This window comes from Vibrio sp. 10N.286.48.B8 (genome assembly GCF_003050085.1).
Taxonomy (GTDB): Bacteria; Pseudomonadota; Gammaproteobacteria; order Enterobacterales; family Vibrionaceae; genus Vibrio; species Vibrio crassostreae.
This window is the reverse complement of record NZ_PIGD01000001.1, coordinates 373602-387277: the sequence shown is the minus strand read 5'-3', so window position 1 is coordinate 387277 and position 13676 is coordinate 373602. Positions and strand designations below refer to the sequence as shown.

10 protein-coding genes are annotated in these 13676 nt (G+C 42.4%); 6 read left to right on the top strand and 4 right to left on the bottom strand.

Annotated elements, in window-relative coordinates; all coding sequences use genetic code 11:
* Positions 1 to 55 precede the first annotated feature (55 nt).
* Positions 56 to 2620: a glycoside hydrolase family 3 protein gene (locus CWO08_RS01590; RefSeq protein ID WP_108019591.1), complete on the bottom strand. Its 2565-nt coding sequence runs from the start codon at positions 2618 to 2620 to the stop codon at positions 56 to 58.
* Positions 2621 to 3174: 554 nt separating this feature from the next.
* On the opposite strand from CWO08_RS01590, the gene CWO08_RS01585 reads away from it, so the two are divergent.
* From CWO08_RS01585 to CWO08_RS01565, 5 genes are all read left to right on the top strand, one after another.
* Positions 3175 to 5304 carry an ADP-ribosylglycohydrolase family protein gene (locus tag CWO08_RS01585; protein WP_102431449.1) on the top strand — a complete coding sequence of 710 codons (2130 nt, stop codon included), beginning with the start codon at positions 3175 to 3177 and terminating at the stop codon, positions 5302 to 5304.
* Between the two features lie 43 nt (positions 5305 to 5347).
* A complete protein-coding gene (locus CWO08_RS01580; RefSeq protein ID WP_102431448.1) occupies positions 5348 to 6598 on the top strand; it encodes an ABC transporter substrate-binding protein in 1251 nt (416 codons plus the stop codon).
* Positions 6599 to 6682: 84 nt separating this feature from the next.
* Positions 6683 to 7783, top strand: coding sequence for an ABC transporter ATP-binding protein (locus CWO08_RS01575; RefSeq protein WP_102431447.1), 1101 nt, complete (start codon positions 6683 to 6685; stop codon positions 7781 to 7783).
* 2 nt (positions 7784 to 7785) lie between these two features.
* Complete coding sequence (locus CWO08_RS01570; RefSeq protein ID WP_102431446.1) at positions 7786 to 8778, top strand: carbohydrate ABC transporter permease; 993 nt, start codon at positions 7786 to 7788, stop codon at positions 8776 to 8778.
* A 2-nt stretch (positions 8779 to 8780) separates the two neighbouring features.
* A complete protein-coding gene (locus tag CWO08_RS01565; protein WP_060980646.1) occupies positions 8781 to 9617 on the top strand; it encodes a carbohydrate ABC transporter permease in 837 nt (278 codons plus the stop codon).
* Between the two features lie 291 nt (positions 9618 to 9908).
* On the opposite strand, the gene CWO08_RS01560 is transcribed toward CWO08_RS01565, so the two are convergent.
* From CWO08_RS01560 to CWO08_RS01550, 3 genes are all read right to left on the bottom strand, one after another.
* Positions 9909 to 10901, bottom strand: a complete 993-nt coding sequence (locus CWO08_RS01560) for a 2-hydroxyacid dehydrogenase (RefSeq protein ID WP_108019589.1) — start codon at positions 10899 to 10901, stop codon at positions 9909 to 9911.
* Positions 10902 to 11123: 222 nt separating this feature from the next.
* Positions 11124 to 11456 carry a DUF1971 domain-containing protein gene (locus CWO08_RS01555; protein ID WP_108019587.1) on the bottom strand — a complete coding sequence of 111 codons (333 nt, stop codon included), beginning with the start codon at positions 11454 to 11456 and terminating at the stop codon, positions 11124 to 11126.
* A gap of 68 nt (positions 11457 to 11524) precedes the next feature.
* Positions 11525 to 12328 carry a ferredoxin--NADP reductase gene (locus CWO08_RS01550; protein WP_108019585.1) on the bottom strand — a complete coding sequence of 268 codons (804 nt, stop codon included), beginning with the start codon at positions 12326 to 12328 and terminating at the stop codon, positions 11525 to 11527.
* Between the two features lie 339 nt (positions 12329 to 12667).
* Here CWO08_RS01550 and CWO08_RS01545 point away from each other — a divergent pair, with 339 nt between their 5' ends.
* A complete protein-coding gene (locus CWO08_RS01545) occupies positions 12668 to 13612 on the top strand; it encodes an acyltransferase (RefSeq protein ID WP_102431444.1) in 945 nt (314 codons plus the stop codon).
* Positions 13613 to 13676 lie beyond the last annotated feature (64 nt).

The window sequence follows — 13676 nt, the reverse complement described above, 5'->3', positions numbered from 1 at the left end:
TTTTGTGGGCTTTTTTTTTAATTATAAAAAATTACATGTGACAGAAGTTAAATTATTAGGCATTCCATGAGATATTTGCAAGGACAACATTAAGCTTACCTTTTGTATACAGCATAAATGGTGTATCTAAATATCGTAAGTCAACACCTTGGTCGATAAAGGCCTGACAAGGAACAGAGACTTTAATAAAATCATCGCTTTCAATTAATAGCTCAGTAATATCAACAGATGCGACTCCAATTGGCTCTTCGTTCTTAGTCCATTTCTGTAGTGACAATTTAACAGGCTCGGTTGGTGCCTCTTTTACTTTAATTTCAAAGGTAATTGACCCGTTACGATATTGAGAGAAATCTTCTACCGAACCGTCTCCGACTTGGATATACGTCGCGCCAAATTGCTCATTAAAGTTGACCTTAATCGCATCTTGTTGCTGTTCATAGTTATAGGGTTCGGTGTTAATCGCTTCAATCGCCATTGGGTTGTTTCTTGAAACTTCAGAACCGATCCAATGTCCGAGGTCTGAGATTTTTAAGTTGTAGTCGCCAATGTTTGAACGAACCCCGTACAGATGCTTAGATTCAGTTGCCGTTTCTGTTTGGTTTACAACATCAATATCCAGTTCAATGTTATCAAGGTCGCGTGTTTGCTTACGATCAGTATAGTTAAGGCCGTATCCGTATTCGAACAGTGGAGCGTGTTCACCGTTTGGATCTTGCTCGTTCTCTGGGCAAACATAGTTAGGTATGTGCTGTGGAATGCGGTTAACTGTCACACTGCGCTTTTTGTTTGGCCAAGAGTATGAAAGTTGACCAACAAAGTCATAACGAATATTGTCATTTTCATCACGAATGAGGACATCGGTGATACCCATGCCTTCGCTACCAGGAAGGAAAGCGGCTACGAATGCTTCTGATTGAGCGATTTCTTCGTTGAGGTAAAGAGGACGACCACTAAAGAAAATGCTAATGACTTTAACGCCCTGCTTATTTAATTTAGCGACTTTCTCGCAATCCGATCTATAGCTGCGTTTGAGCTTTGAAAACTCCAGCGATTGCCACGCTTTGATATCTCCCATCATTTCAGCGTAAGGATCTTCGCCAAACACAACGACAGCGACATCACCTGCTTTAATATCTGAACTTAAATCTAGGTCAAAGGTTACGTTCTCTGTTCCAAGTTCAGCTTCAAGTGCCATTTTAACGGTTGTTGCACCAGGGAAATCGTCGAGTGTATTTTCATCCCCTTGCCAGGTTAGGTTCCAACCACCGGATTGTTTTTGTAAATCGTTAGCAGCGCTGCCGGTTAGAATGATTTTCTGGTCACGAGATAGAGGAAGAATATCATTGTTGTTTTTAAGCAAGACAAGAGATTTACGCACAGACTCACGGGCAATCTTACGGTGAGATTGAGCACCAAGTTGCGCTTGTTTTCCAGCAAATTGGCGTAGGCTAGGGCGAGGCTTATTCCATAATCCAGCACGCATTTTCACACGCAGAATGCGGGTAACGGCATCGTCAATACGAGCCATAGAAATAACGCCGCTATTTACTGCTGACAAGGTTGATTTTATTACCCCTTTCCAGTGTTCACGAACTGGAACCATAAGAACATCATTTCCCGCATTAATCGCGTAAACGGCGTCAGTATCGGTACACTTACTTACCTCTGCATGGCCGTTCCAATCGGTAACAATTAGGCCATCAAAGCCCATTTTTTCTTTAAGTACGTCGGTAAGCAGGTACTTACTTCCGTGAATTTTTAGGTTGTATTCTTCACCTTGTTCAGGTGAATGGTCATAGTTCGCATTATCTTCCCAGCTATTGAAAGAAGACATGACCACCTGTGCACCTGCTTCTAGGCCACTAAAGTAACCCATCGCATGGATGTTGATCAGGAGCTCTTCACTGTAGCCATTTACACCACGATCGATACCTGTGCGTGTACCACCGTCACCGACAAAGTGCTTAACGTTTGAAAGAACACGTTCCTCGCTTTTTAATTGCTCCGCGTCACCTTGTAAGCCCTGTACCATTTTCGCGGCATACTCGAAGGTCACTGCAGGATCTTCAGAGTAACCTTCATAAACGCGGCCCCAACGATAATCACGTGGTGTTGCTACGGTTGGTGCAAATGTCCAATCAAGGCCGGTTGCTACAACTTCACGAGCGGTTACTTCACCAATACTATGGATTAGTTCAGGATCTCGAGCACATCCCAATCCGATGTTATGAGGAAAGACTGTTGACCCGAATACGTTGTTGTGACCATGAACCGCATCGGTTGCCCATACAAAAGGTATTCTAAAGCCACGACCTTCAAACATTTTTTCTGTTGCTTCCCAGAACGTATCTGCGCAATCAGCCCAATCTTGAGCAGAAGCATGTTTGTTTTCGTTTGGCCAAGCGCCGCCACCGTTAAGAATCGAACCGAGTTTATATTCGTACACTTCTTCAGGTGTCACTTCACGCAGGTTAGGTTGGATCATCTGTCCAACTTTTTCTTCTAGTGTCATTTGTTGAAGAATTTCAATTATTTTATCTTCAATAATAGGATCTTTCTTAATAGCTGATTCAATCGTTGGCCAATCCTTAAAATAAGGAAGACTATTTTTAATTGTCATTATAAACACCTAAATAATATAAATTGATGGATTTCTAATACGGCGGATACTACCTTTGAAATTCCTCTTTTGTTTGTGATCGTGATCTTGTTCTTATGACTCAAGGTTTTATATTACTCAAAACTAAATTCGGTACACATTTTAGTATGATTCCATGAATTGTTTTTATGCTATCAATATTTTGTTATATAAATTCAGTGATTTATTGTGAAATTTATTATTCTTCTAGTACGAGGTTAGCGATGGTGGATAATTGCGAGTGATGTGAATTATGAAGTTGTATGAATTTTGTTCAAATATAGGCCGTATTAGCGTGACGTAAATCGTTTTCAACCAATAATGCGTGAAATCATTCAGTTTTAATTGATTTTAATTGTTATTTATCAGTTGTTTACTGTGAATTGTTTTTTGATGGTGTAAATGGCTCGAGAATAAATTTTAGTGCTTGGATCACAATTTATAGAGGTATAACTCTGTATCATCCGCATCAGATGAGAAGTTCTTTATTGCTTCCTTAAATATAAAGTAACAATAATATTAATAGTGTTGGAGGTATGATGTATAGCAAAGGTTTATACCGTAAAATATATTCTGGAATACTAGGTAAGATTGTCGGTGTATATGTTGGAAGGCCTTTCGAGGGTTGGGATTATAGTCAAATAAGTAAAACCTTTGGCGATATCAATTGCTATGTAAACGAAGAAGTCAATCACCCTTTGATTTGTAGCGATGATGATATTACCGGTACATTTATGTTCACTCATGCTCTAGAAGATCATTTATTTCGTAAGGACTTCTCTTCAGTACATATCGGTCAAACTTGGTTAGATATCCTGATCAAAGGGAAAACCGTTCTTTGGTGGGGCGGGTATGGTCAATCAACTGAGCATACAGCTTGGCAAAATCTAAAAAATGGTATTCCAGCCCCAAAAAGTGGTTCAATCAAAACGAACGGACAAACAGTCGCGGAGCAAATTGGCGCTCAAATCTTCATTGACGGTTGGGGAATGCTTAACCCAAATATGCCGGATAGAGCAGCAAATATGGCTCGTGAAGCTGGTTTAGTTAGCCACGATGGTGCTTCGGTTGACGCTGCAGTTGTTATTGCTGTGATCGAATCCTTAGCATTTAACGAAACGAATCTAGATACATTGATTGATTCGGCACTGAGTCATATTAGCCAAGACAGTATCATCCAAAAAGTCATTGCAGATGTGCGCCAATGGCACAGTGAAAACCCACAGGATTGGCGCTACGCTTTTACTCAACTTCGCGAAAAGTATGGCTACGATAAATTTGACGGTACATGCCATGTTGTTCCTAATCATGGATTGATCATCCTTTCTCTACTTTATGGACAAGACAACTTCCACAAAGCGATGATGATTGTTAATACCGCAGGGTGGGATACAGACTGTAATGCAGCAAACGTTGGTTGTATTAACGGCATTCGTTTAGACCTAGACAGTATTAATGACGGTTATGACTGGCGTGGTCCTGTTGCTGATCGTATCTTGTTACCTACAGCTCACATTCATGAACATATTTCAGATGCGCTGCGTGAAGCAGACAAAATGATGGAATTGGTTGTCCGCTGGCATACCGGTGAAACACTACCGAAAAAACCGCGTTTCCACTTCTCTCTTCCGGGCGCAGTCCAAGGCTTCCAATTAGACAGCAAACATAACCATGTAAGAACAGCGGCACTGTCTAATCCAGATAGTGCATTGACGATTGATTACAAAAATCTGATTTCCGGTGTTCCACTGAAAGTCAAAACAGCCACGCATACAGACAAAGAATGCAAGGTTAACGAATCATCTTACCATGTTGTTGGCAGCCCAACGCTTTACCCTGGTCAAGATGTTGTCGCGGAACTTGAACTTACAAAAGAAGCAAATGCTGACGTTGATGTTCGTTTGTTTATCGAAATGTACGATACAGCGCTAAACATCACGACAGTTTCAAGCGAGTTTGTGCGATTAAATGCTGGTGAGCGAAATAGCCTTCAATGGGCGATTCCTCAGGCTAACTTCAAGATGATTGCGAATATTGGCATCGAGATTACCGGTACTATAGAAAGCTCGCAACACGGTCAAATCAAGCTTCACTCTCTAGACTGGACAGGTACGCCGACTCAGACGATTGGTTTTGATAATACGCCGCACCATGAAATTTGGGAAAGTAGTTTCATTAATACGATGGACACCAAAATCAAGTTTGATAATCAAGACATCTACCGTTTCGTAAATGATGACATCACAGACCCTGGTGTATTCGCATTTGGTAGCCAAGATTTTGAAGACTATGAACTGAGCATTCGCTTGGTACCGCAAACAAAAAATGCGTTTGGTCCTATCGTTCGCTACCTCGGCCTCACACGTTATTACCGAATAGAACTGACAAAAGATGACACCGCGATTTTGATGCATGAATCATTTGGTGAATCTCGTATTATCGCTGTCGCCCCGTTTGAGTGGCAACCGCATAATGCTTATGAGTTTAAGGTCAAGGCTGTAGATGACCATTTTGAATGTTCAATAAATGGTGTTGATACCTTTAGTGTTAAAGACGCAGCGATGCCAGAGACATTCAAATGCGGTGGAATTGGGTTCTATAACTCATTAGGCCCTGTTCACTTTACTGATATGAAGATTATTTCTGTTGACGCTCTTAATAGCTAATACGGTGTTAAAGCCGAATACTCTACAAACAATAAGGATAGGTATGAAAAAGTTACAATTAAGCACTGTATCTGGCGTTATCGCTGCGGCTCTATTTTCTACGGCTGCGCTTGCTGGAGAGCAAGTGACACTTAATGTCGCTGCATTTGCAAACTATGACCAAGTTGTTCGCTTGATTACGCCTGATTTTGAAAAACAATATCCGAACATCAAAATTAACCTACGATCGCTGTCGTTCCAAGATCACCACACCGCTCTGACAACATCACTGTCTACAGGCGCTAACGTACCTGATGTTGCTGCACTAGAAGTGGGCTTCATTGGTCGTTTAGCAAATGCTGGTGGCTTAGAAGATCTAAACCAAGCCCCTTATAATGCGGGTAGTTTCGCCGAGAGATTCTCACCATTTACTGTACCACTAGGTAAAAATAACCGCGGTGAGCAAGTGGCTATTCCTGTGGATATTGGTCCGGGCACGATTTTTTACCGTTCTGATGTGTTGGAATCAGCAGGAATTAGCGCTGAAGAGATGCTGAAAGATTGGGATAGCTTTGTCGAAATGGGCAAAAAGCTAAAAGAGAACAACGGCAGCTACATTGTTGATAATGCTTCGACAGCAATGAAAATTGTACTACGAAGCGGTTTAGACGAAGGTCAGTCCGTTTATTTTGGTGAAGACAATAAGATCTTAGTTGAAAGTGACCGTTTCAAAGAAGCGTTCCGTGTCGGCAAAGAGCTGTTTGATAACGACTTGTCTGCAGAAGTAAACCAGTGGAGTACCGAGTGGAACGAAGGTCTGCGCCGTGGTGATATCGCGACTCAAATGTTCGGGTCTTGGTTTGTTGGACACATTCGTGACTTTATCTCGCCTGATACTGATTATTGGCGTACTGCGCAACTACCAGGTGGCACTTACGCAAGCTGGGGTGGAACATTCTTATCAATTCCAGCACGAGCTGAGCATAAAGAAGAAGCGTGGACATTCATTAAGTACATGTCTGATCGCGTTGAAACTCAGGTTGCAGCACTAGAGTTCGGTACATTCCCTTCTTCTGTTGAAGCGCAACAAGCGCCTGAAATGAACGAAGAGATGACCATTCTTGGTAATCAGAAAGCGCGCTTGATCTGGCGTGAATCGGCAGAGCGTATTCCTGCTATTTCAGCTCACCGTCACGACCCAATTGCAGAGCGCATTATTGATGATGCATTTGAAAAAGTGATTAACCATAACGTCGATATCGATAAAGCGTTGTCAGATGCAGCTAAATTGATTAAGCGTCGCGCTCGTCGTTAATTTAAAAATAAATAAACTTTGCGGCTACGACTCTTGTAGCCGCGTTTCTCGCTAGCAAGTTCCACTTTTCTAAAGGTACAAATAATGAGTTCCGTTACTTTCGAAAACGTAAAAAAAGCGTACGGTCAAACGCAAGTAGTTAAGCAATTCGATCTTCATATCGATAATGGTGAGTTTGTGGTTTTTCTTGGCCCATCTGGTTGCGGAAAATCAACGACACTTCGTATGCTTGCTGGTCTAGAAGACATTACTTCAGGCGATATTCGAATTGGTGATCGTTTGGTGAATGATCTTCATCCAAAAGATCGCGACACTGCGATGGTGTTCCAAAGCTACGCGCTGTATCCGCACATGACAGTGGAAAAAAACATCGGTTTCCCAATGAAAATGGCCGGTGTTAAAAAAGAAGTCATCGCTGAACACGTTAAAGAAGTAGCTGAATCGTTAGAGCTTACCCCTTTGTTGAAGCGCTACCCAAAAGCACTCTCTGGTGGTCAACGCCAGCGTGTTGCTATGGGGCGTGCAATGGTTCGAGTGCCATCGGTATTCTTGTTTGATGAACCACTGTCTAACCTTGATACTAAACTTCGTGGAACCATGCGTGCTGAGATTAAAGCAATGCATAAGAAGATTAAAACTACGACACTGTATGTTACTCACGATCAGGTTGAAGCAATGAGCTTAGCTGACCGAGTCGTTATCTTAAAAGATGGTTATGTTTCGCAAGTAGGTACACCAAAAGAAATCTTTGAATCGCCTTGCAGTAAATTTGTGGCGACATTCATTGGCGCGCCAGAGATGAACATTCTTTCTGCACGAGCAACGTCATCAGATGACACGATTGTGACAGTGGGTGAGCAAACCGTTACGTTAAATAAAACACACGATTTGCCAACATTTGATATCGAATATGGTATTCGCCCAAGTGATTTCTATCTAAATCGTCAAACGGTTCAGTCTGACAATATTGGTACCTTAACAGTCACCGTTAATATGGTTGAGCTTCTGGGTTCAAATTACCACCTTCACTGTTCTTTGGACGGACAAAATATTCTGGCGGAAGTTGAATCTCCAACGGGCTTAGAAGAGTTAGAAAATCAGCAAATCGAACTTTACTTCGACCTAAACCGTACACACCTGTTTGACCTAGAAGGTCTTACAATTACTGGCACTGCGCAGGGGTAATTATGTCTGACGCTATTATAACTAAAAGTGAGCCTGTACAAACTGTCTCTCGGATAGAGAAGCTAAAGGCCAATAGCCACAAGTGGATACCGTACGTATTCATCAGCCCATTCTTTATCGTATTTGCAATTTTTGGTTTATTCCCAATGTTGTTCTCTCTGTTTCTATCGTTCCACTACTGGGAGCCAGCAGCAGGATTTGGTGCAATGGAGTGGGTAGGGCTTGAGAACTACATCTTTACTCTTGGTGATGATTGGTTCCATACATCTCTATACAACACGTTTTGGATGGCACTTGCTTCGGGTATTCCACAGCACTTAGTGGCGATTCCTTTAGCATTCTTTATCCATACCGCTTTCAAGCGTGGTCGTAATACCATCATGGGTTTGTATTTCTTGCCATACATTACTTCGACGGTAGCGGTAGCGATGATCTTTACTACGCTATTCTCTCGTGACTATGGCTTGATCAACATGATGTTGACCTCTATCGGTACGATCAGCATTGGTGACTTCCAACCGTTTGCGATCTTATTCCCAACGGAAAATATTGACTGGAATCAGCCTGAATACACTAAGACGATGGTGTCGTTTGTTGTTTTCTGGCGCTATGTTGGTTGGAATACCATTTTGTACTTATCAGCAATGCAGACAATTCCTAAAGATCTTTATGAAGCAGCAACGATTGATGGGGCAACCAAGCTTAAGCAGTTCTTCTACATTACGCTGCCTATGCTTAAGCCAATGATGTTCTTTGCAGTTACGCTTTCCATTATCGGTAGCCTACAGATCTTTGAAGAACCATTCATTATTACCGATGGTACTGGTGGTATCGACCAAGCTGCAAAATCGGCCGCGATGCACATGTACATCACTGCATTCCAAGAGGGTGATTTTGGTACAGCGTCAGCAATATCTTGGTTCTTATTCTTAATAATTGCGGCCCTTACGTGGGGTAATAACAAAATCTTTGCTGATAAAGAGAGCGAGAGCTAATCATGAAAATCAAATTTACACTTAGTGAGCTTGTCGCGTACGGATTTGTCATAATGGGCGCGTTGATGATGCTGATACCGTTTTACTTTATCTTCATCTTTGCGACTCACGATAACCAAGCGATTCTTTCTGTCCCACCGCCAATGTGGTTTGGTGATCAGCTGGGCGTGAACCTTAACGCTCTGATCGGTTATCTTCCGCACTTTTGGAAGAATTTAGGTTGGTCATTCTACATCGCACTGATTACGACGATATTGAATCTACTGTTCTGTTCATTGGCAGGTTATGCGTTCGCAATGTTCGAGTTTAAACATAAGAACCGTCTGTTCGTGTTTGTAATGGCTACGATGATGCTGCCAGCGTTCTTAAGTATGATTCCTACCGCTTTGATCATGTCTTGGTTAGGCTGGATGAACACACCAAAAGCGCTATATATTCCAATGGCGGTGGGTGCGATGGGGATCTTCCTTATGCGTCAATACATCAGCTCTGCAATTCCAAGAGAGTTGATTGAAGCGGCTCGTATGGATGGGTGTGGTGAATTCTCGATTTTCTTCAGAATCATTATTCCTTTGATCACACCAGCATTGGGAACATTAGGTCTGGTGACATTCATTGGCCAATGGAACAACTTTATGGGCCCACTTGTTGTTATGAACGACATGGAGATGTTCACGCTTCCACTAGCCCTTCGTTCACTGCAAGGCAGTACGGCGCTTATCCCTTACGGCGCGATGTTTACTGGTATTGCGGTCGCGGTTTTACCATTGATGATCTTGTTTGCTATCAGTTCTCGACAGCTGATTGCAGGTCTAACGTCCGGTGCTGTCAAAGGCTAGAAGTTCAGTTTTGATTTGGAGTAACAATATAGACTTAAGTACAAAACTTGTTCTGTTTATTATCAATAGACTATAAATAGGTGAGATTTTTTACTATCTGAATAATGTCATTACAACGACTTTTCAGTTGAAAAAGCACTGTGAAGCGCTACCAAATGATTGGTTTTATCATCAGAAGGTCAAGACATTTGAAGACAGTGAACTAAGACGTATTAAATAGACGAAAGAGCCACGCGAGTTCATTTTTTGGGCTAGCGTGGCTTCATATTTAATCTAAGAGCAACTCAGCTATTAAACCAGTTCATTGCCGCTGGTGTTGCCTGCAAAGAAAGCATCAACACTGGTTAGGGTTGTATTGGCGATGTTGAACAGAGCATCTTTGGTTAAGAAAGCTTGGTGACCTGTGAACAGCACGTTGTGACAAGCAGATAGGCGACGGAATACGTCATCGACAATCACATCGTTAGACTTGTCTTGGAAGAACAGCTCTTTCTCGTTGTCGTAAACATCAAGGCCAAGCGCGCCAATCTTACTCTGCTTAAGCGCTTCAATAGCTGCAGTTGAATCTAGCAGTTCACCGCGGCTAGTGTTGACGATCATCACGCCATTTTTCATTTTCTCAAATGCAGTCGCATCTAATAGATGGTAGTTTTCTTTACTCATAGGGCAGTGTAGAGAAATCACATCAGACTTTTTGTAAAGCTCGTCTAGCTCTACATATGTAGCGCCTAGCTCAACGGCTAGTGGGTTTGGGTATGGGTCGTAACATAGGATGTTCATGCCCAAGCCTTTCAGAATACGCATGGTCGCTAGGCCAATTTTACCGGAACCAATCACACCAACGGTTTTACCGTGGAAGTTAAAGCCAACCAAGCCTTCTAGAGAGAAGTTTGCATCACGAGTACGTTGATATGCCTTGTGAAGCTTACGGTTTAAACACATCATCATGCCGACCGTGTGTTCAGCTACCGATTCTGGTGAATAAGCCGGAACGCGAACCACTTGCAGGCCAAGCTCTTTGGCTGCGTCTAGGTCGACTTTATCAAAGCCAGCACAGCGCATTGCAATCAGCTTGGTGCCGCCTTGTGCAAGAATCTCCAGCACTTCTCGTGATAGATCGTCGTTTACAAACGCACAAACCACTTCATTGTCGTGCGCCATTTTCGCTGTGGTTGTGGTGAGGCGAAAATCATGGAAATGAAACTCAGCGTTGAGTTCGCCTTTCGCAAGGTTGAATGATTTTTCGTCATATGATTTTGAGCTAAAAAAAGCAATGTTGAGCATGGCTTCCTCTCTTACCTAAAAAATGAATACCCCAATTATGTTTATTTGATAAGGGGTAAAAACTAACAACTCCGTTCAGTGTGCTAGAGTTTTTTTGTCTTGTCTATCACCATTAGTCATTGTAATCACTAGGGTTATTTGGTCTCTTGTTGTTATTTACTGAACATCAAAAATCACATTACGATGTAGATTGCTTATAAGTTCATCAATATCGAATAGATATTACTTTCGAGTGTTGAACATCTTCTTGGTCTCTTTTTCTGACCAGAAGTTAATGTTGAATTGTGCGTCGTCACTCAGTTCTACTCGGTGCCAATATTGAGGTGGACTGGTGGCAAATTGCCCTGCTTCGATAGTGATAACGGTTTCTGGGTCTGTTGCTTCTGCATCAGCAAAACCATAGAAGGTCACTGTGCCTTCCATTACGCAGATCTGACCAAACACGCCTTTAGCTGTATTGTGATGATTGAGCAGTGCTGCTGGGATGTTGTCCTTAGTGAAAAACGGTGTTGAACGTTGAATTTTCCAGTGAGAAGGAATACGTAAATGACTCATATAAAACCTCTTATTTAACTTTAACTGTTCTTTGAAATAGGTACTTCGGTGTTTTAGGTAGCCTATCTTTACCAGTAATTTTCACTGCTGAATTGACCAGGCTTTCGACGTAGATGCTTTTCGAAACCTAAACTTGTTAGTGCGTCACTTGTGTCACGAACCATTTGCGGATTGCCGCAAAGGTAGAAGAAACTGCGGGTTTGATTGAAAGTGACAGACGCGGCTTGCTCGAGGTCGCCTCCAAGTAACAAACTTGGGATTCGTCCGCGCAAAGTTCCGGTAACTGATTCTCTAGAAATAATTGGCACATATTTAAGTTTTCCTTGAAAGTGATCGACGAGTTGAGTGATACGGTCTCGATAAGTCAGGTCTTGTTCTGTTCTTACGGCATGAACCAATACAAGGTTGTTGAATGAGGCGGCTTTTTCTGTAGCCAATCCATTCTGTTGTTGAATCTGCATGCTTTCGAGCATTGAGATGAATGGGCCAACCGCGGTTCCGGTTGAAAGCATCCATAGATCGTCGACGTTCTCTGGGAGCTCATCCAATGTCATAAAGCCGCTTGGGTCTTTGCCGACAAAGATGTCATCGCCTGCTTTCAATTCATGAAGCTGAGGAGAGAGCTGACCGTTCTGATCCTTAATAATTAAAAACTCGAGATGTTGATGACCTTTTTCGTGCTCTGGTGCGTTTACCATTGAATAAGCACGTCTCACGAACTCATCTTCACTATTTAGCAAACCGAGCTTAGTAAACTGACCTGCCTGATAAGGGGAGACAGGAGCACTGACTTGGAGTGAGAACAATTGTTCTGTCCACTCTGTCTTGTGTAGGACTTTTCCGGTTACCAAACCATGAGGAATATCTGTCATATCATCACCTTTAAGAAGAGAAGTTATCTCATTAAGGATACTCAACTATTTACATTTTGGAGTTGCATGTACCATGCCAATAATGAGAATGCTTATCAATACTAACTTGATGGCTGGAATTAACTGTTTTTGTGTCAAAAAGACTCTTTTGTAAATTGGTCTAAATGACTCATATGTGTGTTTGTTGTGTGCGTGGTGCGTTGTTTTGGGGGATTTAGAGCCGAGCTTTCGCAAAGTCCGAAGAGTGGTTTGACCCCTGAAGTATTGCACTAATAACTAAAGAGAATAATTTATAGATGCGTATAATGGCGGCTTTCGATCTCAATATAGCCGTGTTTTATGCTTGATAATCTTCGTATGGCCTTGAACGTGTTGTTCGTGACCCTCAATACCGCAATGACTGCGTTTACCGTGAGTTTCTTTGGCCTCATCAAACTGATTCTGCCAATCTCTGTTGTGCAAAAGTCGTGTACTCGTTTAGCTAACTTCACATTCTGGTGTTGGGCTTCGCTCAATCTTTGGATGTTGAACGTGAATAATGACATCGAGTGGCAAGTGGAAGGCGGGGAAGATATCTCGACTAAGCAGTGGTATTTGATGATGTCGAACCACCTGAGCTGGGCGGATATTGTGATTTTGTCTTCAATCTTGAAAGACAAGATGCCGATGACGAAGTTCTTCCTTAAGCACGAACTGCTGTATGTGCCTTTTGTTGGCTTGGCCTGCTGGGGCTTGGATATGCCGTTCATGCGACGTCACTCTCGCGAGTTTTTGCTACGTAACCCAGAGCGTCGTAATGATGACTTCAATGCAATCAACAAAGCGTGTACTAAGTTCAAGCTAGCGCCGACAACATTAGTTAACTTTGTGGAAGGAACGCGTGCCAACCACGACAAACTGGCGACAGCGAAAACTCCATACCGACACCTATTGAAACCAAAAACCGGCGGTGTGGCGTTTGCTCTATCTGCAATGGGGCCAATCTTAGATGGGATCGTGGATGTCACTTTGGCTTACCCTGAAAACCAAGTCTCTCCGTTTGAAGATATGTTGAAAGGCAAAATGACCAAGGTTGTGGTACGTATTAAATTGCACCCGATGGACGAGAACGTAAACGGTAATTACTTTGAAGATAAAGCGTTTAAACGTCGCTTCCACAGTTGGTTGAACAACACGTGGAAAGAGAAAGATGCTTATCTTGATACGGTTTATGGGGTTGATACGCCCTCTGAGGCTGAATCGATTGATGAGACAGATGCGGTTCATAAGAAACAACAGCAGTAAGCTCAAACCAAACTGATAGTATTGAAAAAGCCGATAGTTCATTGAACTATCGGCTTTTTATTGA